The sequence below is a fragment of the Pseudomonas sp. MS646 genome (assembly GCF_036693845.1).
In the GTDB taxonomy this organism is placed as follows: Bacteria; Pseudomonadota; Gammaproteobacteria; order Pseudomonadales; family Pseudomonadaceae; genus Aquipseudomonas; species Aquipseudomonas chlororaphis_E.
Genome location: NZ_CP144763.1, coordinates 5,244,549 through 5,267,179, shown reverse-complemented (window position 1 = coordinate 5,267,179; position 22,631 = coordinate 5,244,549). Strand labels below are relative to the sequence as shown.

At 62.7% G+C, this 22,631-nt stretch carries 19 protein-coding genes and 4 tRNA genes; 16 read left to right on the top strand and 7 right to left on the bottom strand.

All coding sequences use genetic code 11. The annotated features are described in order from the left end of the window. Positions 1-158 precede the first annotated feature (158 nt). Genes V3H56_RS23235 through thiO form a run of 7 tightly spaced genes read left to right on the top strand, consistent with a single transcriptional unit; the run spans position 159 to position 6,977 of the window. Positions 159-632 (top strand): GspH/FimT family pseudopilin, encoded by a 474-nt coding sequence (locus tag V3H56_RS23235; RefSeq protein WP_047736287.1) that lies wholly within the window; start codon positions 159-161, stop codon positions 630-632. Continuing rightward, the gene (gene pilV, locus V3H56_RS23230) at positions 629-1,093 is read left to right on the top strand and encodes a type IV pilus modification protein PilV (protein ID WP_047736286.1); all 465 of its coding nucleotides are present in this window, start codon (positions 629-631) and stop codon (positions 1,091-1,093) included. Before V3H56_RS23235 ends, pilV begins: the two co-directional genes overlap by 4 nt. After that, the gene (locus V3H56_RS23225) at positions 1,090-1,815 is read left to right on the top strand and encodes a prepilin-type N-terminal cleavage/methylation domain-containing protein (protein ID WP_047736285.1); all 726 of its coding nucleotides are present in this window, start codon (positions 1,090-1,092) and stop codon (positions 1,813-1,815) included. Before pilV ends, V3H56_RS23225 begins: the two co-directional genes overlap by 4 nt. Positions 1,816-1,826: 11 nt before the next feature. Beyond that, the gene (locus V3H56_RS23220; RefSeq protein ID WP_047736284.1) at positions 1,827-2,306 is read left to right on the top strand and encodes a PilX N-terminal domain-containing pilus assembly protein; all 480 of its coding nucleotides are present in this window, start codon (positions 1,827-1,829) and stop codon (positions 2,304-2,306) included. Beyond that, complete coding sequence (locus V3H56_RS23215; protein WP_047736283.1) at positions 2,293-5,406, top strand: PilC/PilY family type IV pilus protein; 3,114 nt, start codon at positions 2,293-2,295, stop codon at positions 5,404-5,406. The genes V3H56_RS23220 and V3H56_RS23215 overlap by 14 nt, the downstream gene beginning before the upstream one ends. A gap of 11 nt (positions 5,407-5,417) precedes the next feature. After that, the gene (locus V3H56_RS23210; protein WP_042730702.1) at positions 5,418-5,819 is read left to right on the top strand and encodes a type IV pilin protein; all 402 of its coding nucleotides are present in this window, start codon (positions 5,418-5,420) and stop codon (positions 5,817-5,819) included. A 57-nt stretch (positions 5,820-5,876) separates the two neighbouring features. Then, positions 5,877-6,977, top strand: coding sequence for a glycine oxidase ThiO (gene thiO / locus V3H56_RS23205; protein WP_042730703.1), 1,101 nt, complete (start codon positions 5,877-5,879; stop codon positions 6,975-6,977). Between the two features lie 648 nt (positions 6,978-7,625). On the opposite strand, the gene V3H56_RS23200 is transcribed toward thiO, so the two are convergent. The 4 genes from V3H56_RS23200 to V3H56_RS23185 form a co-directional block, all read right to left on the bottom strand. Then, on the bottom strand, positions 7,626-8,972 hold the full coding sequence (locus V3H56_RS23200; RefSeq protein ID WP_047736282.1) for a sigma-54 dependent transcriptional regulator: 1,347 nt from the start codon (positions 8,970-8,972) through the stop codon (positions 7,626-7,628). Beyond that, on the bottom strand, positions 8,969-10,558 hold the full coding sequence (locus V3H56_RS23195) for an ATP-binding protein (RefSeq protein WP_047736281.1): 1,590 nt from the start codon (positions 10,556-10,558) through the stop codon (positions 8,969-8,971). Before V3H56_RS23195 ends, V3H56_RS23200 begins: the two co-directional genes overlap by 4 nt. After that, positions 10,548-10,781, bottom strand: a complete 234-nt coding sequence (locus tag V3H56_RS23190) for a PP0621 family protein (RefSeq protein WP_042730706.1) — start codon at positions 10,779-10,781, stop codon at positions 10,548-10,550. Before V3H56_RS23190 ends, V3H56_RS23195 begins: the two co-directional genes overlap by 11 nt. A gap of 126 nt (positions 10,782-10,907) precedes the next feature. After that, positions 10,908-11,924 carry an outer membrane protein assembly factor BamD gene (locus tag V3H56_RS23185; RefSeq protein ID WP_042730707.1) on the bottom strand — a complete coding sequence of 339 codons (1,017 nt, stop codon included), beginning with the start codon at positions 11,922-11,924 and terminating at the stop codon, positions 10,908-10,910. A gap of 151 nt (positions 11,925-12,075) precedes the next feature. Here V3H56_RS23185 and rluD point away from each other — a divergent pair, with 151 nt between their 5' ends. The 8 genes from rluD (at position 12,076) to V3H56_RS23145 (ending at position 19,256) form a co-directional block, all read left to right on the top strand. Next, positions 12,076-13,038: a 23S rRNA pseudouridine(1911/1915/1917) synthase RluD gene (gene rluD / locus V3H56_RS23180; protein WP_042730708.1), complete on the top strand. Its 963-nt coding sequence runs from the start codon at positions 12,076-12,078 to the stop codon at positions 13,036-13,038. Further along, entirely contained in the window at positions 13,035-13,760 is a 726-nt protein-coding gene (pgeF, locus tag V3H56_RS23175) for a peptidoglycan editing factor PgeF (protein WP_047736280.1), read from the top strand. Before rluD ends, pgeF begins: the two co-directional genes overlap by 4 nt. A 278-nt stretch (positions 13,761-14,038) precedes the next feature. After that, complete coding sequence (gene clpB / locus V3H56_RS23170; protein WP_042730710.1) at positions 14,039-16,603, top strand: ATP-dependent chaperone ClpB; 2,565 nt, start codon at positions 14,039-14,041, stop codon at positions 16,601-16,603. Between the two features lie 416 nt (positions 16,604-17,019). Beyond that, positions 17,020-17,095, top strand: a tRNA-Asn gene (locus V3H56_RS23165). Between the two features lie 7 nt (positions 17,096-17,102). After that, positions 17,103-17,179: transfer RNA gene (locus tag V3H56_RS23160), tRNA-Pro, on the top strand. A 5-nt stretch (positions 17,180-17,184) separates the two neighbouring features. After that, positions 17,185-17,260: transfer RNA gene (locus tag V3H56_RS23155), tRNA-Lys, on the top strand. Positions 17,261-17,354: 94 nt separating this feature from the next. Next, positions 17,355-17,431 (top strand) — tRNA-Pro (locus tag V3H56_RS23150). 199 nt (positions 17,432-17,630) lie between these two features. Further along, a complete protein-coding gene (locus tag V3H56_RS23145) occupies positions 17,631-19,256 on the top strand; it encodes a methyl-accepting chemotaxis protein (RefSeq protein WP_042730986.1) in 1,626 nt (541 codons plus the stop codon). 145 nt (positions 19,257-19,401) lie between these two features. Here the strand turns inward: V3H56_RS23145 and V3H56_RS23140 are convergent, their stop codons facing one another. The 3 genes from V3H56_RS23140 to V3H56_RS23130 all read right to left on the bottom strand — a co-directional run bounded on the left by V3H56_RS23140 (position 19,402) and on the right by V3H56_RS23130 (position 21,727). After that, complete coding sequence (locus tag V3H56_RS23140) at positions 19,402-20,703, bottom strand: NAD(P)/FAD-dependent oxidoreductase (protein WP_123579600.1); 1,302 nt, start codon at positions 20,701-20,703, stop codon at positions 19,402-19,404. Positions 20,704-20,805: 102 nt separating this feature from the next. Continuing rightward, positions 20,806-20,979 carry a DUF3094 domain-containing protein gene (locus V3H56_RS23135; RefSeq protein ID WP_003185543.1) on the bottom strand — a complete coding sequence of 58 codons (174 nt, stop codon included), beginning with the start codon at positions 20,977-20,979 and terminating at the stop codon, positions 20,806-20,808. A gap of 121 nt (positions 20,980-21,100) precedes the next feature. Then, positions 21,101-21,727, bottom strand: a complete 627-nt coding sequence (locus V3H56_RS23130) for a DUF1780 domain-containing protein (RefSeq protein ID WP_003185538.1) — start codon at positions 21,725-21,727, stop codon at positions 21,101-21,103. Positions 21,728-21,894: 167 nt separating this feature from the next. Here V3H56_RS23130 and V3H56_RS23125 point away from each other — a divergent pair, with 167 nt between their 5' ends. Continuing rightward, complete coding sequence (locus V3H56_RS23125; RefSeq protein ID WP_042730988.1) at positions 21,895-22,581, top strand: energy-coupling factor ABC transporter permease; 687 nt, start codon at positions 21,895-21,897, stop codon at positions 22,579-22,581. Positions 22,582-22,631 lie beyond the last annotated feature (50 nt).

The window sequence follows — 22,631 nt, the reverse complement described above, 5'->3', positions numbered from 1 at the left end:
CGTGCATCAGGTCGCAACGGTGATCAGCTTCATTGGGGCTGCTTCGCAGCCCAACGGGGATAAATCCCCTCGCCACAGTTGATCAGCGTTACGCATGCTGCGGCTGTTTGTTCTAGCTTTGTAAAAGCAGGTATAGCCGACGGCGGCAGAGGGCATCGATGGATCTTCGTACAAAAGGTTTCACGCTGATCGAGGTGCTGGTAACCCTTGGCGTCATGCTGATCCTCATCACCCTGGCGGTGCCGGCCTTCACCAGTTCAATGCAGGGCACCCGGGCCGATACCGAGATCGGCGACCTGCGTCGGGCGTTGAACTTCGCCCGGATGGAGGCCATCGACCGGGGCACCACCATCAGGATTCGCCCCACGGTGCTGGGCAGCGCCTGGAACGGCGAACTGACGGTGTATGACAGTACGGGCACGCCGGCCAATGTATTGCGGGTTGTTCCAGCGATGGGCGGTGGCGCGACTCTGACGCTAACCTCAGACGTGACCGCGATTGATTTCAACAACCTGGGCGGATTATCGGCACCGGCCACGCCGGTGGGTTTCAATTATGTGCGGGGAACACAGAGCAGGACGCTGAATGTTTGCCTCAACGGAAGAATCGTATTGGGTGGAAGTTGCGGATGAAGGATTGCAGTAGACGCGCACAGGAGGGCATGACCCTGATCGAGGTGCTGGTGGCGGTGTTGATTCTCGGCGTGGGCTTGTTGGGCGCCGCGATGATTCAGCTCAACGCCCTCAAGTACACCGACAGCTCGCGCATGACCAGCCAGGCCAGTTTCATCGCCTATGACCTGCTGGACCGCATACGCGCCAACTCCGGCGCGGACTACACCGTCACGCCGCCCAGCGCGCCAAACCTCAATGTGGCGCGGGACCAGGACCTCTACGACTTCAAGACCAACATCATCGCCTTTGGCGGCGCCACGGCCACCGGCACCGTCGCCCTGAACCAGCGCGTCTACACCATCACCATTTCCTGGGACGATGCGAGGGCCGCCAACACCACCAACGCGGCCGACGCGCGGCGCAGCTTCGTGCTGACCAGCCGTGTCGCCGTCGACCCGATCGCGACGCCGGCGCCATGAACGGGCGCAGCCGGGGTTTCGGCCTGATCGAGCTGATGATCGCGCTGGTGCTCAGCCTGATCGTCGTGCTGGGGGTCGTGCAGATCTTCATCGCCGCGAAGAACACCTACGTCAGCCAGGGGGCGGCGGCGGTGATGCAGGAGGATGCGCGGTTCGCCTTGAGCAAAATGGTCCAGGAGCTGCGCATGGTGGGGATGTTCGGTTGCCTGGGGAGCATCACCGACGCGTCCGCCGCCGGGGATTTCAATGCCAGCCAGATCACGCCGATCCGTTGGGACAACGCCAACCTGAAGTTGACCCTGGTGACGGCGGACGTGGGCAGTGGCGGCGGGGCGCCCACCTGGACCGTGGTTTCCGACTGTCGCACCTCGGCCACCGCCTACACGGGCGTGCGGGCGCCTGCGGCCGGGCAAATCGCGTTTCCGATCAGGCGATTGATCTACAGCTACAGCAACAACCAACTGCTGATGGGCGTCCAGACAGCCGGCGGTCCTGCCAACCCGCCCATGGCGGTGCTGGTGGATAACGTGCGCACGTTCAGCGTGACCTTCGGCGTGGCCGGCAGTGCCTCGGACATCGCGGCGTCCAGCTACAGCAGCAACCCGGCCGACCCGGCACTGATCCGCAGCGTGCGCCTGAGCCTGACGCTTTTCGATCCGCGAAACGCGGTGCGCGAGCAAACCTTCAACGTGGTTGCCGCCTTGCGCAACCGGCTGTTGTAAAGGGCAAGCCCATGAAATCGATTCCAATCAAACATCGACAACGTGGCATGGCTTTGCTGGTCAGCCTGGTGTTTCTGCTGCTGTTGACCCTGATCGGGCTGTCGTCCATGCAGAGCGCCACGCTCCAGGAAAAAATGACCAGCAGCGTCATGCTGCGCAACCAGTCGTTCCAGATCGCCGAGGCGGCGCTGCGGATGGGCGAGAGCGCGGTGCAGGTCGACACTTATTCGCTGGCAGTGTGTACCACCGCGACCCAATGTGCGCCACCGGCCGAGTCGGCAACCGTGACGGCCGCCGGGCGCAATTCCACCTCGGGGGTGACCTGGGTCGCCGCCGGCGCAGGCTTCTATGGCGTACAGAACATCGGCACCACGCTCACGGCGGTCAACGTACCCAGCAATACTTCGGCGACGCTGTATCGGATCACGGCGGTGGCGGTGGTGGGGAACAACCAGCGCAGCGTGGTGGAGAGCATCTATGCGAAATACTGAGGGGCGTCGCGGCTGGCGGCAGGCCTTGTGGGGCGCGCTGCTCGGCCTTTACCTGGCGGCCCCGGCCTACGCTTTCACGCCGTCGGATTCGCCACTGTTGAGTGCGGGGGCGGTGACGCCGAACGTGATGCTGCTGATCGACGATTCGGGGAGCATGAACAGCATCATCTGGGCGTCGGGGTTCGATCCGGAGGTTTCACGGCCGCTTATCTACAACTGCAACTCGAGCAGCAGTTGCTTCGGCGGCCAGCAACTGGACCCCGATGACGGGAATGTCTTGCTGTCGAGCTTGTTGCGCGGTGGTTGCTCGAGCGGCTGGGTCGGTTTCTACCGCAACATCCTCAGCCGGGTCTGCCTGCGGTTGCCGGACCCGGTGGGTGGGGGCGATACCCGCTACACCACCAAATACCTGTCCTACCTGCTGACCCTCGCCAACGGCTCGAACCGTGATTTCACCACCGGCACCATCCCCAATGACTATCGCATCAACGTGGCCCGGAACGTCTCCACCGACCTGGTGGCCAGCAACCGCGCCCTGCGCATCGGCCTGGCCACCTTCAACCCGCCCAACAGCACCAACTCCGGTCCCGGCGGCTATATCGCCCGTTCGGTCAGCGACCTGTCGCCGGTCAGCGGCAGTGTCACCCAAGCCCAGGCCAATACCAACTACACCGCGCTGACCAGCGCCATCAACGCCCTGGGCGCGGTGGCAAATACGCCGTTGGCCGAGAGCTACTACGAGATCACCCGCTATTTCAGGGGCATGGCGCCTTACCACAACAGCACGCCGACCACCTACACCAGCCCGATCCAGTATCGGTGCCAAAAAAACTTCGGCGTGGTGATCACCGACGGCTTGCCCACCTATGACCGGACGTTCCCCACCAATGACCCGCAGGCGACGGCTACGGGTGGTCCCCGGCTGCCGAACTGGGACGGGATCAGCACCAACGACGGCGACAACCCCAACGGCGATGGCGAAGGCGACACCCTGTACCTGGATGACATTGCCAAGTTCGCCTTCGACATCGACATGCGCTCCACCGGCACCGACGCCACCGGCAAGAGCTGGAATGCCGCCGACTTCCCCCGGCAATACCTCAACACCTACACGGTCGGGTTCACGGCGACCAACCAGATGCTGTCCGATGCCGCCCGCTATGGCGCCGGCAAGTACTACCAGGCGACCGACAGCGAAGGCCTGAGCTCGGCGCTGTCCTCGGCCTTGAGCGACATTACCTCCAAGGCCGGTTCGGGCGGCGGTGGCGCCACCAACGGCGCCTCGTTGTCCAGCACCTCCAGCTTCTACCAGACCACCTACGACCCCAAGGATTGGCGCGGCACCATCCGCGCATTCGGCTTCACGTCGGCGGGCACGGTCGATTCGGCGGCGGTGCAGTGGACCACCGACACCGCCATCGTGCCCGGTGCCACGGCCCCGACCTATCAATCCTGGAACACCGCGACCAATGTGCCCGTGACCCTTTCCTACGCCAACTTTTCACCGGCCCAGCAAACCAGCCTCAACCAGAACCTGCCCACGGGCATCACCGGCAATGACCTGGTGGAGTGGAGCAAGGGCGTCAACAAGACCGGGCTCAAGGTGCGCAGCGTGTTGCTGGGGGACATCATCAACTCGCCGCTGGTGCTGGCCTCGCCCAATGACCAGACCGCCGCGGACCTGCTGAACGACACCAGCTACAGCACTTACCTGGCGACCAAGGCGACCAACATGAGCAGCAGCCTGGTGGTGAACGCCAACGACGGTTTCTTCAGCGTCATCAACAGTGCCAACGGCACGCGGCGCTATGCGTACATGCCGTCGAGCGTGCTGCCGTCGTTGCAGGGCATCGCGGACCCCAACTACATCAATGGTGTCAGCCACGACTTCCTGGTGGACGGGCAGATTGGCGTGTTCGATACGCAGTCGGGAACTGCCTGGAAGACCGTGGCCCTGGGCGGCACCGGGGCGGGGGGCAGGACGTTCTATGCGGTTCAATTGTTCGACGCGGCGGCGGGTAATGTGTATCGGGCCTTGTGGGAAATCAGTGCGCCGGCCGTGGCCAGCACGGCCAACGTCTTCAATGACCTGGGCTACGCCTATGCCCGTCCCGAAGTGGCGCGCCTGGCGGACGGGCGCTGGGCCGCGTTCATTTCCAACGGTTATGGCAGCAACAGCGGCGTGGCGGCGCTGTATGTGGTGGATATCCGCGACGGCTCGCTGATCAGGAAGATCGTCATCAACAGCAGCGAGACCGACAACGGCCTGTCGTCGGTCAAGCTTCGGGTCAACTCCCAGAACGTCGTGCAGGCTGCCTACGGTGGTGACCTGAAGGGGCGGATGTGGAAGTTCGACCTCAGCGCCACCTCCCCGACGGCCTGGGGGCTGGCGTTTGCCGGCCAACCCTTGTTCACCGCACCGGGGGGCGCTACCCAGCCCATCACCGTGCAGCCGTTGCTGGCGGACAACCCCCAAGGCGGGACCCAGGTGTTCTTCGGCACCGGCAAGTTCAATGAGACGGCAGACAAGCTCAACAAGGATCTACAGGGCTTCTACTCGATCTGGGATGCTGTCGGCGGAGGGGGGCAGATCACCGTCTCGAACCTGCAGGCCCAGGCCATCACCGGGGTGTTTTCCGGCAGTACGGGGCAGTTCGTGACCACCAGCCAGAACGATGTGGCCTACCCCTCGAAAAAGGGTTGGTACTTGCCCCTGGTGTACAACAACGTCTTGACCGGGGAGCGGGTGATCAACTCGGCCAACCTGGTGCTCGGGCGCGTGGTCTTCACCACGGCCGCCGTGGACACCACCGACCCCTGCGCGAGCTTCGGGACCGGCAAACTGATCGAGTTGAGTGCGTTCAACGGTAAGATGCTCAACTATGCGGTGCTCGATACCAACAATGACGGCGCCCTCAGCAACCTCGATACGATTTCCGCCGGCGTCGTTTTCACCGGTGGCATCCCGACCTTGAGCGCCGTCGTCAGCGCCAGCGGGGCCACCAACATGGTTGTGAATGACTCCAGCGGTGGTATCACCAACCTGCTGGAAAAGACCGTCGGCGGCAGCCGTCGCATCATGTGGCGGCAAATACAGTGAGAGGCAAGGGCATGCGCAGTTCCAACCGGGGTTTCACCTTGATCGAAATCATGATCGTGATCGCGATCATCGGTATCGTGGTCACCATCGGCTATCCGAGCCTGACCGAGTACATGAAGAAGGGGCGGCGTACCGAAATCGCCGGGTTGTTGTCGGAGCAGGCACAGATTCTCGAGCGCTACTACTCGAAGAACAACGTCTACACCAACGCGACCGGCCTGAGCAGCGGTAACGATTTCTACACCATTACCCAGACGCTGGCGGACCAGAGCTTCACCCTGACGGCCGTGCGCAAAAGCGGCTCCTCCATGGCGACGGACAAGTGCGGCGATTTCACCCTCAACAACACGGGCGTACGGAGTATGCTCAACGCCGCCAGCGGGGTGACCACCAAGGATTGCTGGGGGCGTTAGGTTTTCCTTGTTTCGGGCGCGGTCTTGCGCCCTCTGTCTTATGAGTCGAATCAGAACATGACCATGCAACAGCAAGTGGTGATTGTCGGCGGGGGCGTCATCGGCCTGCTGACGGCGTTCAATCTGGCGTGCGAAGGGCAGCGCGTGGTGCTGCTTGACCGCAGTGGTGTTGGCCAGGAAGCCTCCTGGGCCGGTGGCGGTATCGTTTCGCCGCTATACCCCTGGCGCTATAGCCCGGCGGTCACCGCCCTGGCCCATTGGTCGCAGGATTTCTATCCACAACTGGGGCAGCGTCTGTTCGCGTCCACCGGCGTCGATCCGCAAGTGCATGTCACCGGCTTGTATTGGCTGGACCTGGATGACCAGGACGAAGCGCTGGCCTGGGCGGAGCGGGAAGGGCGCCCATTGCGGGCGGTGGATATCGGTGCCGTGCAGGATGCGGTGCCGGTGCTGGGTGCAGGGTTTTCCCGGGCGATCTACATGGCCGACGTCGCCAACGTGCGCAATCCCCGGTTGGTGAAGTCCCTCAAGGCCGCCTTGCTGGCGATGCCCGGTGTCACGCTGCATGAGCATTGTGAAGTCAGCGGCTTCATTCGCGAGGGTGAGCGTGTCGTGGGGGTGAACAGTTCCGCGGGGCCGATCCATGGCGACCAGGTGGTGCTGGCCGCGGGTGCCTGGAGTGGCGAGTTGCTCGGCACGCTGGGGCTGAAGTTGCCAGTCGAGCCGGTCAAGGGCCAGATGATCCTGTACAAGTGCGCTGCGGATTTCCTGTCGAGCATGGTCCTGGCCAAGGGCCGTTACGCGATACCCCGTCGCGACGGGCACATCTTGGTGGGCAGCACACTGGAGCGCGAAGGCTTCGACAAGACCCCGACCGATGTGGCGCTGGAGAGCCTGAAGGCTTCGGCGCAGCAGCTGATTCCGGCGCTGGCCGATGCCGAGGTGGTCGGACATTGGGCAGGGTTGCGACCGGCGTCGCCGGAGGGGATTCCCTATATCGGTGAAGTGCCGGGGGTTGCGGGGTTGTGGTTGAACTGTGGGCATTATCGCAATGGGTTGGTGTTGGCGCCGGCGTCGTGTCGGTTGTTTGCGGATGTGATGCTGGGGCGCGAGCCGGTGATCGACCCTGCGCCGTACGCGCCGGCGGGGCGGATGTAGGGTTAATTGTGGGAGCGGGACTGCTCGCGATGGCGGTCTTGGGTCGAGCACATATCCGTTGCTGCGGTAACGGCGGCTTAGGGTTCCGCCCTGACGGCGGCTTACTTTTTTTCAGACGCCAAAAAAAGTAAGCAAAAAAGGCTTGGCCCCACCACTCGGTGCCTCGCCTGGGCTCGGCATACCCTCACTCCGGCATTGCTCCGTGGGCCCACCGCGAAGGGCCATCCATGGCCCAGCGCGGCTACCCCGGCATCCATGCCGGGGTGCCCACTACGCAATGCCTGCGTTCGGCCGTCGTGGTTAACGGGGCCCGAAGATCAAAAGCAAAAGCAAAAGTGAGGCGGCCTTACAGCCGGCCCGTTCTTGCGGCTGGCCTCGGTCTCCCTGTGGGAGCGGGCTTGCTCGCGAAGGCGTCGGCACATCCAATATTTATTCACTGTCATGGCTGGCTGTGCGTGGGATACCTTCGGGTATGCCGGGTACCAAGGTCTCGGTGCGCGAACCCGCGTACAGCTGCCACCTCCAATCGCGTCGCGGCGTGTATCAGGTAGATTTGTATTGACTGTCTTGGGGCTGCTACGCAGCCCCGCTGGGGATAAATCCCCTCGCCACAGGAGGGGAGAGCCCAGCCATTGGAGGCGGCTTCCCTCAATCCAGCCCCAGCTTCTTCAACCGATACCGCATCGAACGAAACGACAGTTTCAACCGCTGGGCCGCCGCCGTGCGGTTCCAGCGGGTTTCTTCCAGGGCCTGGAGGATGAGTTTGCGTTCGACGTCTTCCAGGTAGTCTTCCAGGTTGTCGACCTGCACCAGGTCGGCGCTGGTGGCGTCGTTGGCATTATTGCTGTCGGCCAGGCGCAGGTCGTCGGCTTCGATCTGTTGGTGCTCGCAAAGGGTGTAGGCCCGTTCGAGCATGTTCTCCAGCTCCCGCACGTTTCCTGGGAAACGGTAGTTGCGAAGGGCCTCCAGGGCCTGGGGGTGGAGTTTGACGGCAGGGCTGGCGGTGTTGGCCGCCAGGCGTTGGAGCATGTGGTTGGCCAGGGGCTCGATGTCTTCGCGGCGTTCGCGCAGGGGCGGGACGCGCAGTTCGATGACGTTCAGCCGATAGTACAGGTCCTGGCGAAAACGCCCGGCGGCGACTTCGGCGTCCAGGTCCTTGTGGGTGGCGCAAAGGATGCGTACGTCCACCACTTCTTCCTGTTGGCCGCCGACGGCGCGCACGGCTTTTTCCTGGATGGCCCGCAGCAGTTTGACTTGCATGGCCAGGGGCAGGTCAGCCACCTCGTCGAGGAACAGCGTGCCGCCATGGGCGGCCTGGAACAGCCCGGGTTTGTCTTCGATGGCGCCGCTGAAACTGCCTTTGCGGTGGCCGAAAAACTCGCTTTCCATCAGCTCCGTGGGAATTGCTCCACAGTTGACCGGCACAAAGCCGAGATTGGAACGGGGACCTTGTTCGTGGATCAGCCGGGCCACCAACTCCTTGCCACAGCCCGACTCGCCGCTGATGTACACCGGCGCCTGGCTGCGGGCGAGTTTTTCGATCTGTTTGCGCACGTTGCGCATGGGCGGTGATTCGCCCAGCAGGCAGCGCTCGATGGTTGTGCCGGGGGCGGCAACCGGTGGCAGGCGCAGGGCGCTGGCGACCAGTTCACGCAACCGGGTCAGGTCGACCGGCTTGGTCAGGAAGTCGAAGGCCCCGGCCTTGAGGGCATCGATGGCGGTTTCCAGGCTGCCGTAGGCGGTGATCATCGCCACGGGCAGCTGGATGTAGCGTTGCTGGATGTGTTGCACCAGTTCCAGGCCGGTGCCATCGGGCAGGCGCATGTCGGTCAGGCACAGGTCGAAGGCCTCGTCCGCCAACAGGGCTTGGGCCTCGGCAAGGTTCTTGGCGCTGCGGGTGTCGAGTTTCATCCGGCCCAGGGTGATGTCCAGGAGTTCGCGGATGTCCGGTTCGTCGTCGACGATCAGGATTCGTTGCCGTGAGCGTGTATTCAAATCTGTTTCCGTCCGTGAGCAAAGGTGATGCGAAAGCAACCGCCGCCTTGGCGTGGTTTGAAGTCTAGGCGGGCCTGGTTGCTTTCGCACAGCTCACGGGACAGATAGAGGCCAAGGCCGGTGCCCTGGCTGCTGGTGGTGAAAAAGGGTTCGAACAGATGCGCCTGCTGGTCGGGTGTCACGCCGGGCCCGTTGTCGATGATGTCCAGCGTGGATAGCTGGCTCTGTGGGTCGACGGACAGCTTCAACCAGGCTTCGGCCTGCTCATTGATCATCGCGCTGTGGCGCCAGGCGTTGCGCAACAGGTTGTCGAGCACCTGGGTCAACTGGTCGGGGTCCATGAGCGTAATGTAGTCGCCTGGATCGATGCTCAGGTGCAAATGCTGGTGCTCGGTCGCGCTTTCGTGGGCTTGCTGGACGAATTGCTGCAGCCAGGTCCGCAGGTCAAGGCGTTGGGGCGTGGGTGGCTGGCGGCGTGACAGCTGCAGGACGTTTTCGATGACGCGGTTCATTCGTTGCGAGTGGTCTTGAATAATCTGCGTCAGACGCCGATCGGCGCTGTTCAGTTCCTCGGACTCGCGCAGCAATTGCGCGGCATGGCTGATCGCGCCCAAGGGGTTGCGGATTTCATGGGCGATGCCGGCGGTGAGGCGCCCGAGGGAGGCGAGTTTAAGTTGTTGGGCCTGTTGGGACACTTGGGCCAGGTCTTCGAGAAACACCAGGATCTGATGCTGTTCGTGATGCCCCAGGGCGATGAAGCTCGGCTGCAGCGTCAGGCCGGTGCCAGGGACGGTCAGGCTCTGTGGCCGCAGGCTGGGGTTGTTCAGCCAGCGTTGCAGGCGTTCGACCAGGGCGTTGGAGCAGTCGTCGATCGGCTGGCCGACCAGGTCGTGCATGCCCAGCAGGTTCAGCGCGCTTTCGTTGGCCAGTTGCACCCGGCGTTGGCGGTCGAGCACCAGGATGCCGGTGCGCATGCGTTGCAGGATCAGGGCGTTGAGCGCCTCCAGGCCGACCACTTCGCTGGCCCGTTGCTCGGCCAGGGTTTCGCTGGCCTCCAGGCGTCGGGTCAGGCCTTGGACCAATAGCGCGGCGGCAAAGCACAGCGCGCCCAGGGTGCCGGCCTGCAGGTAGTTGCTGGGCCGGCTTGCGTCGCTCAGCCCGAGGAAGAAACTCGAGCCGACGATGCCGAGGGTGGCGACGGCGGCGATCAACAGGCCGATACGGCCTCGCAACAGCGTGTTGCCGATGGCCACGGAGACGATGAGCAGGTTACCGATGGCGCTGGGGGCGCCCCCGGCGACGAAAAACAGCCAGGAGAGCAACAGCACGTCGGCCAGGGCCAGGCCGAACAAGCGGGCCGGGCGGCGGGTGTTTTCCAGGAACACCACCAGCAGGATGTTCAAGACCAGGTATAACCAGCTGCCGCTGCGCAGCAAGTCGTCGTTGGCGGACTCCAGCAAACGGTTGTCCATGTTGCTGGAGATCAACAGCACCAGGGTGATGCCGATACTCAGGCGGTACAGGTGATACAGACGCAGCAGACGCTGCGCCTGCTTGACGCGAGGGCTGGCGGCCTCAGCGTTCACGGCTGCCCGGGCCTTGCTCAAGGTGAGCCTGGCTGCAATACCACTGTTGTTCGAGCACCAGCGCCCGGTCGCGAGGCAGGTGCACGCCGCACTGGGCGCAACGGACCATCGGCGGCGCATCCGGCTCCCGGGGAGCGTTCGGCGTGGCAGAGGCAGCCTTGAGCTTGCGCCAGAACCATACCGCGGCGGCAATCAGGGCGATCCAGAATAGTAGACGAAGCATGATGGGCGGCTTTTTGGCTAGAGATCAGGCAGTTTAGCCGGGCACGGGAGCGGCGCACAGGGCTGTGGATTCCAGGCACAAAAAAGGGAGACCGTCGGGTCTCCCTTTTTGCCTGGCAGCGTGGCCTTAGTCGAACAGGCCGAAGGTCATGTAGCTGAACCAGGAGCGGTCGCTGGATTCGTTTTCGGGGGTTTCTTCCTCGATCACGTCGCCATTCTCGTCCTTAGGCTTGAGCTCGTTCGGAATGGCTTCCTTGGCGTCCTGGAACTGGCGCTGTACGTCCTGGTTGGCGCGGGTTTCTCCCGGCGGCAGCGGTGGACGGGACTCGATCAGGCCCAGGGTGGCCTTGCTCAGCCACGAACGGTTGTCGACTTCGCCGACCCGCGGGGTGAACTGGCCATCCACCAGGGAAGGGTGGTCCGGGTAGTTCAGCTTCAGGGTTTCCAGGCTGGTGGCAGCCAGGTCGTCCAGGTGCAGGCGCTGGTACGCTTCGGTCATCACCGCCAGGCCGTCGCCCACCGAAGGGGTTTCCTGGAAGTTTTCCACCACGTAGCGGCCACGGTTGGCGGCGGCGACGTAGGCCTGACGGGTCAGGTAGTAATCGGCCACGTGGATTTCGTAGGAGGCCAGCAGGTTGCGCAGGTAGATCATGCGCTGCTTGGCGTCCGGCGAATAACGGCTGTTGGGGAAGCGGCTGGTCAGCTGGGCGAACTCATTGTAGGAGTCGCGGGCCGCGCCCGGGTCACGCTTGGTCATGTCCAGCGGCAGGAAGCGCGCCAGCAGGCCGACGTCCTGGTCGAAGGAGGTCAGGCCCTTGAGGTAATAGGCGTAATCGACGTTCGGGTGCTGCGGATGCAGGCGAATGAAGCGCTCGGCGGCGGACTTCGCCGCTTCCGGCTCGGCGTTCTTGTAGTTGGCGTAGATCAGTTCCAGCTGGGCCTGGTCGGCGTAGCGACCGAACGGATACCGCGACTCCAGGGCCTTGAGCTTGGCTGTGGCGCTGGTGTAGCTGTTGTTGTCCAGGTCGTTCTGCGCCTGTTGGTACAGTTCGACTTCGCTCAGGTTTTCGTCTACGACTTCCTTCGACGAGCAAGCAGCAGTCAATGCGAGGATGGCGATCAGCAGCAGGTGTTTCACTTGCATGGCGGCTTGCGTCCCTATGACGGCCGCTGTCTTGGGCGGGGCCGTCCTGTTATGATGAGCGCCCCGTTGAAAAGCCTCGGGGCAAAAGACGCCGTATTTAACCACAAGCGCGCAGCCGAAACCAAAGGCTGTGCCGACGCCCAGTCCGAGCATGTCCGATAAAATAGAACTTCGCGCAGAGGTGCCGTCCGAATTGGGCGGCCAACGCCTCGATCAAGTCGCCGCCCAACTCTTTGCCGAGCACTCTCGCTCGCGCCTTTCCGCCTGGATCAAGGACGGCCGCCTGACCGTGGATGGGGCGGTCGTTCGCCCGCGCGACATCGTCCATGGTGGCGCCGTCCTCGAACTGACTGCCGAGCAGGAGGCCCAGGGAGAATGGGTCGCCCAGGACATTGCCCTGGACATCGTCTATGAAGACGACGAGATCCTGGTCATCAACAAGCCTGCGGGCCTGGTGGTGCACCCGGCGGCCGGGCATGCCGATGGCACCCTGCTCAACGCCTTGTTGCACCACGTGCCGGACATCATCAACGTGCCCCGTGCCGGCATCGTCCATCGCCTGGACAAGGACACCACCGGCCTGATGGTCGTGGCCAAGACCATCCAGGCCCAGACACAGCTGGTCGCACAGTTGCAAAGCCGCAGTGTCAGCCGTATCTATGAGTGCATCGTTATCGGCGTGGTCACCGCCGGTGGCAAGATCAACGCACCGATCGGCCGTCATGGCCAGCAGCGCCAGCGCATGGCGGTGATGGAGGGTGGCAAGCCGGCGGTCAGCCATTACCGCGTGCTGGAGCGTTTCCGTTCCCATACCCACGTGCGGGTCAAGCTCGAAACCGGCCGTACCCACCAGATTCGCGTGCACATGGCCCACATCAACTTCCCGTTGGTGGGCGACCCGGCCTATGGCGGACGTTTCCGCATTCCGCCGGCGGCCAGCGTGACGATGGTCGAGTCGCTGAAGAACTTCCCGCGCCAGGCGCTGCATGCGCGTTTCCTGGAGCTGGACCATCCGACCACCGGCAAGCGCATGAGCTGGGAGTCGCCGCTGCCGGATGACTTCGTCTGGCTGCTGACCTTGCTCAAGCAGGATCGCGAGGCGTTCATCGGATGAGTGACTGGCTGATCCCCGACTGGCCCGCGCCGGACCGGGTCAAGGCCTGTGTCACCACCCGTGCGGGCGGCGTCAGCCTGGCGCCGTTCGACAGCCTCAACCTCGGCGATCATGTGGAGGACGACCCTGCGGCCGTGGCCGAAAACCGTCGCCGTCTCACCGATCGATTCGCCATCCGTCCAGCCTGGCTACGGCAGGTCCATGGGATTGACGTGGTCGAGGCTGACCCCAGCCAAGTGGCCACCGCCGATGCCAGCTGGACGGCGACACCCGGTATCGCGTGTGCGGCGATGACCGCAGACTGCCTGCCCGTGCTGTTCTGCGACCATGCCGGCACCCGCGTCGCGGCCGCCCATGCCGGTTGGCGTGGGTTGGCGAACGGCGTGCTGGAAGCGACCTTGGACAGCCTTCAACTGCCCGCCGACCAGGTCCTTGCCTGGCTCGGCCCGGCCATTGGCCCGCAAGCCTTCGAGGTCGGGCCGGAAGTGCGTGACGCGTTCACCGCGCAACTGCCCAGTACGGCGCAAGCCTTCGTCCCCAGCCACAATGCCGGCAAGTTCCTCGCCGACATTTATGCGTTGGCGCGCCTGCGGCTGGCGGCGCGCGGCGTTACGGCGGTCTATGGTGGCGGCCTGTGTACCGTGACCGATCCTCGCTTTTTCTCCTACCGTCGCAACCCGCGTACCGGCCGCTTCGCCTCCCTGGTCTGGCTCGACCAATAAAAAAGCCCCTTCGGCTGCTTCCTTGTAGCAGATCCCTTTGTGGGGACGAGCCTGCCCGCGACGGCGACGGGTCAGCTAACCTTTAATTGGCTGACAAGCCGCCTTCTTCGCGAGCAGGCTCGCGCCCACAAAGGCTTGGAAGGGGCTGCCATCTGACTGATCTGTGTCAATGAAGCCCGCTTGAATCTTCCAGAATCGTCCACATCTATAGTGGTATCTGGCAGGTTTCTTCATTCAGGATGTTTTTCGGTCCGGCCTGCTCAAAAGGAAGGTGACCCATGCGAATTGATCGTTTAACCAGCAAATTACAATTGGCCCTGTCCGATGCCCAGTCCCTGGCCGTCGGCCTGGACCATCCCGGTATCGAACCGGCGCACTTGATGCAAGCCATGCTCGAACAGCAAGGCGGCTCCATCAAGCCCCTGCTGATGCAGGTGGGCTTTGACGTCAACAGCCTGCGCAAGGAGTTGGCCAAGGAGCTCGACCAACTGCCCAAGATCCAGAATCCGACCGGTGACGTGAACATGTCCCAGGATTTGGCCCGGCTGCTCAACCAGGCCGATCGCCTGGCCCAGCAGAAGGGCGACCAGTTCATTTCCAGCGAACTGGTGCTGCTCGCCGCCATGGACGAGAACAGCAAACTGGGCAAATTGCTGCTCGGCCAGGGCGTGAGCAAGAAAGCCCTGGAAAACGCCATCAACAACCTGCGTGGCGGCGAAGCAGTCAATGACGCCAACCACGAGGAGTCCCGCCAGGCGCTGGACAAATACACCGTCGACCTGACCAAGCGTGCCGAGGAAGGCAAGCTCGACCCGGTGATCGGGCGCGACGATGAAATCCGTCGCACGGTGCAGGTGCTGCAACGCCGTACCAAGAACAACCCGGTGCTGATCGGTGAGCCCGGCGTGGGCAAGACCGCCATCGCCGAGGGCCTGGCCCAGCGCATCATCAATGGCGAAGTGCCCGATGGCCTCAAGGGCAAGCGTCTGCTGTCCCTGGACATGGGGGCGCTGATCGCCGGCGCCAAATACCGTGGCGAGTTCGAAGAGCGGCTCAAGGCGCTGCTCAATGAACTGTCCAAACAGGAAGGCCAGATCATCCTGTTCATCGACGAGTTGCACACCATGGTCGGCGCCGGCAAGGGCGAGGGCTCGATGGATGCGGGCAACATGCTCAAGCCGGCACTGGCCCGTGGCGAGCTGCACTGCGTCGGCGCGACCACGCTCAATGAATACCGCCAATACATAGAGAAGGACGCGGCCCTCGAACGGCGTTTCCAGAAAGTGCTGGTGGAGGAGCCGAGCGAAGAAGACACCATCGCCATCCTGCGTGGCCTCAAGGAGCGGTACGAGGTTCACCACAAGGTGGCGATCACCGATGGCGCGATCATCGCGGCGGCCAAGCTCAGCCACCGCTACATCACCGATCGTCAATTGCCGGACAAGGCCATCGACCTGATCGACGAGGCCGCCAGCCGCATCCGCATGGAAATCGATTCCAAGCCCGAAGTGCTGGATCGCCTGGAGCGGCGCCTGATTCAACTCAAGGTCGAATCCCAGGCCCTGAAGAAAGAAAGCGACGAAGCGGCGAAGAAGCGGCTGGAAAGGTTGCAGGACGAAATCGTTCGCCATGAGCGCGAGTATTCCGATCTCGAGGAAATCTGGAACTCGGAGAAAGCCGAAGTCCAGGGTTCGGCGCAGATCCAGCAAAAGATCGAGCAATCCCGCCAGGAACTGGAGGCGGCCCGTCGCAAGGGCGACCTTAACCGCATGGCCGAGCTGCAGTACGGGGTGATCCCGGACCTGGAGCGCAGCCTGCAGATGGTCGACCAGCACGGCAAGAGCGAAAACCAGTTGCTGCGCAGCAAGGTCACTGAGGAAGAAATCGCCGAAGTGGTCTCCAAGTGGACCGGTATCCCGGTGTCGAAAATGCTCGAAGGCGAGCGCGACAAGCTGCTGAAGATGGAAAGCCTGTTGCACCAGCGTGTGATCGGCCAGGAAGAGGCGGTGGTGGCGGTGGCCAACGCCGTGCGTCGGTCCCGTGCCGGGTTGTCGGACCCGAACCGGCCGAGTGGCTCGTTCATGTTCCTCGGCCCGACCGGTGTTGGTAAGACCGAGCTGTGCAAGGCGCTGGCCGAGTTTCTCTTCGACACCGAAGAGGCGATGGTGCGCATCGATATGTCCGAGTTCATGGAGAAACATTCCGTGGCGCGGCTGATCGGTGCCCCACCGGGATACGTCGGCTATGAGGAAGGCGGTTACCTGACCGAAGCGGTACGGCGCAAGCCTTACTCGGTGATCCTATTGGACGAGGTCGAGAAGGCGCATCCGGATGTGTTCAACATCCTTTTGCAAGTGCTGGAGGACGGGCGCCTGACCGACAGCCACGGGCGCACGGTGGACTTCCGTAACACCGTGATCGTGATGACCTCCAACCTGGGCTCGGCGCAGATCCAGGAATTGGTAGGTGACCGCGAGGCACAACGTGCGGCAGTGATGGATGCGATTTCCACCCACTTCCGACCTGAGTTCATCAACCGGGTCGACGAGGTGGTGATTTTCGAGCCGTTGGCCCGTGACCAGATCGCCGGCATCACCGAGATCCAGCTGGGTCGCCTGCGCAGCCGCCTCACCGAGCGGGAGTTGAAGTTGCAATTGAGCGACGAGGCCTTGGACAAGTTGATTGCGGTGGGTTACGACCCGGTCTATGGCGCACGGCCACTCAAGCGTGCGATCCAGCGCTGGATCGAAAACCCGTTGGCGCAGTTGATCCTGTCCGGCCGCTTCATGCCAGGTGAAACTGTGACCGGTACAGTGCAGAACGACGAAATCGTCTTCAATTGAGGCGATTGTCTGGGCTTTGTGGCGAGGGAGTTTGCTCCCGCTGGAGTGCGAGGCACTCCTCGCTTTTTGAGGGGCCGCTATGCGACCCAGTGGGAGCAAGCTCCCTCGCCACGGCTGGAGTTGTTTTTCCTGATTGATGGGATGGCTCGCTTCCAAGCACCATTTTTTTCATCAGGTCGTTGAACTCAAAGGAAAAGGCTTGTAAAGTGCGCCCCGCAGTACGTCACCCCAAGGGTTACTTCTCCCTGAGAAAGAATCCGAAATAAGTTGCAAATCATTGTCTTGAAAGCAATTTAAGGGGTTGACAGAGGTTTTGAAGATTGTAGAATAGCGCGCCTCAGACACACGAACGCAGCGATGCGAACAGGGTGGAAGAGGTTGAAGCTAGCTTCAACGTTGTAACTTGAAATATCAGTTCCGTGATAGCTCAGTCGGTAGAGCAAATGACTGTTAATCATTGGGTCCCAGGTTCGAGTCCTGGTCACGGAGCCATTTCAATCGGGGTATAGCGCAGTCCGGTAGCGCGCCTGCTTTGGGAGCAGGATGTCAGGAGTTCGAATCCCCTTACCCCGACCATATTTGGGTCGTTAGCTCAGTTGGTAGAGCAGTTGGCTTTTAACCAATTGGTCGTAGGTTCGAATCCCACACGACCCACCATTTTTGAGACCAGTTCGCTGGAATCGAATCTTAAGATCAGAGGCCAAAAGCACTGATCGAGGAAGGCGACTTGTTGAGGTCGCCTTTTTTTTACCGGGGTATAGCGCAGTCCGGTAGCGCGCCTGCTTTGGGAGCAGGATGTCAGGAGTTCGAATCCCCTTACCCCGACCATATTGAAAATCCCCGTATCGAAAGGTACGGGGATTTTTTTTGCCTGCGAAAAAGGCCCGGGGTGTCAAGTTGTCATACAACCTGCCGATAACGCCTGTGGGAGCGAGCCTGCTCGCGAAAGCGTCGGGCCCATTGCCCACCAACCGGGGCTTGGACTGATCGCCCCATTTCAGGCCAATAACAAAAAAGGCACCCTGTTATGTTTCTTCGTCAGCTGAATATTGCCCCCCGCGCCGCCTTGGGGTTTGCCTTGATCGCCGTGCTGGTGGCGTTGCTCGGGGTGTTTGCGCTGGGCCAGATGTCGAGCATCCGTGACAGCGAAGTCGCGGTGGAAACCCAGTGGTTGCCCAGCATTCGCGGTGGTGACGAGATTCGCGAACTGATGCTGCGCATCCGCACGATTTCCCTGCGCATGGCGCTGGACGAAGACCCGAAGAACATTTCGGTGTATCGCGGGCAAATGGACACCCGTGACAAGGAACTGAGCGAAAAAATCGCCACGTATGACAAGCTCGTCGTCACCCCTGAAGGCAAGGCGCTCTATGACCAGTTCAAGCAGACCTTCGCCGCTTACCGCGCCGGTATCGCCCAGTCCTTTACCCTGGCGGAGCAGGGTCGGCGCGAGGACCTGATCAAGTTGTTGCTGGTGGACATGAAGACCGTGGTGGACGGTTCCGGCAAACAGCTCAACGACCTGGCGCAGTTGTTCTCCCAGCAGGTGTCCCTCGAGAGCCAGAAATCCCAGGAGCACTACGCCAACTCCCGCATGATCGTCAGCCTGTTCATCGTGCTCGCGGCCCTGGCCACGGTGATCCTGGCGATGTTGCTCACCCGCAGTATCGTCAAACCCCTGGGCGAGGCGCTGAGCGCGGCGGAGCATGTCGCCCAAGGTGACCTGACCCGGCCCATCGAGACCCACGGCAACGACGAAGTGAGCCGCTTGCTCAAGGCGTTGGCGACCATGCAGTTGAACCTGCGTGAAACGCTGCAGAGCATCAGCGGTTCGGCGACGCAATTGGCCACCGCCGCCGATGAGCTGAACGCGGTGACCCTCGACAGCACCCAGAGCCTGCAACAGCAGAACAACGAAATCGAACAGGCGGCCACCGCGGTCACCGAAATGACCACCGCCGTGGAGGAGGTTGCCCGCAACGCCGTGTCCACCTCCGATGCCACGCGTCAGTCCAGTGAGTCGGCTTCCCTCGGACAGCAGCGGGTCAGTGACACGGTGGACGCCATTGGCGCCCTCGCCAGCGATGTGCAGGTCACGGGTGACCTGGTGCAGTCCTTGGCCAACCAGTCGCAGGATATCGGCAAGGTGCTGGATGTGATCCGGGCCATTGCCGAGCAGACCAACCTGCTGGCCCTCAACGCGGCCATCGAGGCGGCCCGGGCTGGGGAAAGCGGTCGCGGTTTTGCGGTGGTGGCCGACGAGGTCCGGGCGCTGGCGTATCGCACGCAGCAATCGACCCAGGAAATCGAGCAGATGGTCCAGGGCATGCGCAGCGGTGCCAGCCAGGCGCTGGGTTCCATGCAGGCCAGCTCCAGTCGCGCCGCCAGCACCCTGGCGATGGCGGAGCGCGCGGGAGAAGCGCTACAGACCATCACGACGTCGGTCAGCGAAATCCACGAACGCAACCTGGTCATCGCCAGCGCCGCCGAGGAGCAGGCGCAAGTGGCCCGTGAGGTTGATCGCAACCTGGTGAATATCCGGGACCTGTCCGTACGTTCGGCCACGGGGGCGGACCAGACCAGTGCGTCCAGCCATGAACTGTCGCAGTTGGCCAATTCGTTGCGCACGATGGTGCAGCGGTTTCAGGTTTGAGTGCAGGGCTGTAGATCTGCATCGATTGCACTGCCGTCTTCGCGAGCAAGCCCGCTCCCACAGTTGACCGCGTACACATCAGGTACTCGATCTCCTGTGGGAGCGGGCTTGCTCGCGAAGGCGGTGTTTCAGGCAACGACTCTCTTCAGTGCAACTTGAGCCGTGGCTCGGTTCCGCGGCCGATCTTGCTGCCCAGCATCAGCATCGCCGTGCGGAACGTGCCATACAGCGCCATCTGGTGCATGCGGTACAGCGACACGTAGAACATCCGCGCCAGCCAACCCTCGAGCATCACGCTGCCGGTGAGGTTGCCCATCAGGTTACCCACCGCCGAGAACCGCGACAGCGAGATCAGCGAGCCGTAGTCGGTGTATTTGTAATGGGGCAGCGGCTTGCCTTCGATTTTCAACTTCAGCGATTTTGCCAACAGCGATGCCTGCTGGTGCGCCGCCTGGGCGCGAGGCGGCACGTTGCGGTCGCTGCCCGGTTGAGGGCAGGCGGCGCAGTCGCCGAAGGCAAAGATGTTCTCGTCGCGGGTGGTCTGCAGGGTCGGCAGCACTTGCAGCTGGTTGATCCGGTTGGTCTCCAGGCCATCGATGTCCTTGAGAAAAGCCGGTGCGCGGATCCCGGCGGCCCAGACCTTCAGGCTCGCATCGATCACCTTGCCGTCGCCGGTGATCAGACTGTCGGCGGTCACCTGGCTGACGGCGGCATTGGTCATCACATTCACCCCGAGTTTCTCCAGGGTCTTGTGCACCGGGCCGCCGATACGTTCGGGCAGGGCTGGCAAGACCCGTGGCCCGGCTTCGATCAGGGTGATGTGCATGTTTTCCGGCTTGATCCGGTCCAGGCCGTAGGCCGCCAGCTCATGGGCGGCGTTGTGCAGCTCGGCCGCCAGTTCGACACCGGTGGCACCGGCGCCGACGATGGCGACGCTGATACGCTGCGCTGCATCGGCCTGGTCGGCGGCGTGGGCGCGCAGGTAATGGTTGAGCAGTTGTTGGTGGAAGCGCTCGGCCTGCTTGCGGGTGTCGAGGAACAGACAGTGCTGCGCCGCGCCTTCGGTGCCGAAATCGTTGGTGGTGCTGCCGACGGCGATCACCAGGGTGTCGTAGCCCAGCTCCCGGGCCGGCAACAACTCCACGCCCGCCTCGTCGTAGGTGGCTGCCAGTTGGATCTTCTTCTGCTCACGATCCAGTCCGCTCATGCGCCCCAATTGGAACTCGAAGTGGTTCCATTTGGCTTGGGCGACGTAGTTGAGTTCGTCTTCGGAGGAGTTCAGGGAGCCGGCGGCCACTTCGTGCAGCAGTGGTTTCCAGATGTGGGTCAGGTTGGCGTCGACCAGCATCACACTGGCGGTGCCGCGCTTGCCCAGAGTCTTACCCAGACGGGTAGCCAACTCCAGACCGCCGGCGCCGCCGCCAACAATGACAATACGATGAGTCATGGGGATATCTCGCAAGGCTAAAGGAAATCGGTGCCGTTACCCTCGCGAGTGTGGTGTCGTGCCTCACAAACACTGTTCCTTGAAATGAGGCACGACACCTGCTCATAGCGTCAGGTAACTGATCAAGCGGCTCAACAGGCCCAGGCCGATGGTCACGGCCAATACCACCACCAGGAGCATCCACGGCCGGAAAGGCCGGCGCTCGACTCGGTGCTGGGACAGTTGCAGGTACTCTTCGACATGCTTCTGGTCATCTGGGTTCAGGCGGCTGGTCATAAAGGCCTCGTCAGGTAGACGTTGCGAAATGGGCTGGCGTTACAGCGTCCGGCGATCCGGCATTCAATGCAGCGTAGCCGCTCGTCAGATGAGTGTGCGCCACGGGCTGCCTGGTGCGCGCTCACAGGCTGATTCCGACGTCGAAAACGATGCTGCGACCCAGGTTGCCCCGCAGGAAATCCGGCGCATCGGGATGGGCGAACAGCACCCGGGCAAACGTGGGCCCCACCAGCGACAGCGAGCGCCACCCCTGGCGCAGGTACTCGGTGGGCGGCGGAAAATGACTGTTGAGGTCCAGCACTTCGCGCTTGAGGCTGGCGAAGGCAATGATGTCCAGCTCGCCCAGGTCCATGCCGCGCTCGGTGTAGTTGTGGGCTTTCTTGCGCAAGGTGGGCGCCAGTCTGAGCAGGAACTCGTTGGCGGGGATACGCCGGGGCTTGGCTTCGCGGCGCACCAATTGGCTCAGGGAAAAGGCGCTGCGGCGCCGTTGCAGCTCGTCGCGCCACTCGTCATTGAGGCGCCGGCCCTCGTCGAGCACGAAGAACACTTCGAAATTGGCATCGCGAAACAGCACGTCCGGCGGCTCGCCAGCGGGGGCGAATTCGTCGGCGCGATAGGGCACGTTCAGGCCTTGCAGCAGGCGTTGGCAAACCCAACGCTCACGCTCCCATTTGCGGGCATTGGAAAGAAAGGCGTTGGCCTGCTCGGCCGCAATGGTCAGCAGGCGTAAATAATCGGAATCATCCATGGGCCCAAGCTTAGCGTTCAATTGCGACAAGCTGAAAGCGTTGCGTTGATTAATGGCGGTCCTTGGGGAGGTGTAGACTGCCGACTGGAAATGACGCTGGCGAGGGGACGGCTGCGCAGCCCGGTGCCGCCAGTGCCCCGGCCACAGGACATGAAAGGTGTAACGCGATGATCGGTGCCGAACTGCTCTCACCGCAGACCCTGGCGGTGGGGTGGCTGATGTATGTCCCGGTGCTGGCTTGCGCCGTTTGGCGTGCGCCGTGGGTGGAGCTGTTCACCGACAGTCGGCGCCAGCACCTGTTGTTCGGCACGGTGCTGGCGCTGTTCATGCTGTGGCTGGTGCGCCGGGATTTCGACACGGGCGTGTCGTATCACTTCATCGGCATGACCGCCGTGACGCTGTTGCTGGACTGGCCGCTGGCAATCCTCGGCGGCCTCTTTGCCCAGTCTGCACTGGTGCTGCTGGGGCGTCAGGACATGGCGGCGATGGGCGTCAACGGTGCGCTGCTGATCCTCTTGCCGGTGCTGGTCACCGAGTGTTGCGCGATCCTGGTGGAGCGCGCCCAGCCGCGCAACCTGTTCGTCTACATCTTCTGCTCGGGCTTTCTCGCCGCCGCGCTGTCGGCGTTGCTGTGCCTGCTGCTGGGGCTCGCGCTGCTGTGGTACGACGGCGTATTCGCCATGCCTTACTGGCTGGAAGACTTCATCGGTTACCTCTGGCTGATCATCTTTCCCGAGGCGTTCATCAACGGCATGGTGGTCAGTGCGCTGGTGGTGTTCAGCCCCGAATGGCTGGAGACCTTCAACCGCACGCGCTACCTGTCGGCACCCTGGAAGGATGAAGACAAATCTTGATGCATATCAAGGCCGTGCAGGCAGGCGCCGCTCATGCTCTGGAAAACTTC

What these genes read in the sequence shown, in the direction of transcription:
- V3H56_RS23215 (WP_047736283.1), top strand. Translation starts at nt 2,293, where the DNA reads ATGCGAAATACTGAGGGGCGTCGCGGCTGGCGGCAGGCCTTGTGGGGC.
- V3H56_RS23190 (WP_042730706.1), bottom strand. Translation starts at nt 10,781, where the DNA reads ATGCTTCGTCTACTATTCTGGATCGCCCTGATTGCCGCCGCGGTATGG.
- V3H56_RS23185 (WP_042730707.1), bottom strand. Translation starts at nt 11,924, where the DNA reads ATGCAAGTGAAACACCTGCTGCTGATCGCCATCCTCGCATTGACTGCT.
- V3H56_RS23135 (WP_003185543.1), bottom strand. Translation starts at nt 20,979, where the DNA reads ATGACCAGCCGCCTGAACCCAGATGACCAGAAGCATGTCGAAGAGTAC.
- V3H56_RS23220 (WP_047736284.1), top strand. Translation starts at nt 1,827, where the DNA reads ATGAAATCGATTCCAATCAAACATCGACAACGTGGCATGGCTTTGCTG.
- rluD (WP_042730708.1), top strand. Translation starts at nt 12,076, where the DNA reads ATGTCCGATAAAATAGAACTTCGCGCAGAGGTGCCGTCCGAATTGGGC.
- V3H56_RS23225 (WP_047736285.1), top strand. Translation starts at nt 1,090, where the DNA reads ATGAACGGGCGCAGCCGGGGTTTCGGCCTGATCGAGCTGATGATCGCG.
- V3H56_RS23125 (WP_042730988.1), top strand. Translation starts at nt 21,895, where the DNA reads ATGATCGGTGCCGAACTGCTCTCACCGCAGACCCTGGCGGTGGGGTGG.
- V3H56_RS23235 (WP_047736287.1), top strand. Translation starts at nt 159, where the DNA reads ATGGATCTTCGTACAAAAGGTTTCACGCTGATCGAGGTGCTGGTAACC.
- V3H56_RS23210 (WP_042730702.1), top strand. Translation starts at nt 5,418, where the DNA reads ATGCGCAGTTCCAACCGGGGTTTCACCTTGATCGAAATCATGATCGTG.
- thiO (WP_042730703.1), top strand. Translation starts at nt 5,877, where the DNA reads ATGACCATGCAACAGCAAGTGGTGATTGTCGGCGGGGGCGTCATCGGC.
- V3H56_RS23130 (WP_003185538.1), bottom strand. Translation starts at nt 21,727, where the DNA reads ATGGATGATTCCGATTATTTACGCCTGCTGACCATTGCGGCCGAGCAG.
- V3H56_RS23140 (WP_123579600.1), bottom strand. Translation starts at nt 20,703, where the DNA reads ATGACTCATCGTATTGTCATTGTTGGCGGCGGCGCCGGCGGTCTGGAG.
- V3H56_RS23145 (WP_042730986.1), top strand. Translation starts at nt 17,631, where the DNA reads ATGTTTCTTCGTCAGCTGAATATTGCCCCCCGCGCCGCCTTGGGGTTT.
- clpB (WP_042730710.1), top strand. Translation starts at nt 14,039, where the DNA reads ATGCGAATTGATCGTTTAACCAGCAAATTACAATTGGCCCTGTCCGAT.
- pgeF (WP_047736280.1), top strand. Translation starts at nt 13,035, where the DNA reads ATGAGTGACTGGCTGATCCCCGACTGGCCCGCGCCGGACCGGGTCAAG.
- pilV (WP_047736286.1), top strand. Translation starts at nt 629, where the DNA reads ATGAAGGATTGCAGTAGACGCGCACAGGAGGGCATGACCCTGATCGAG.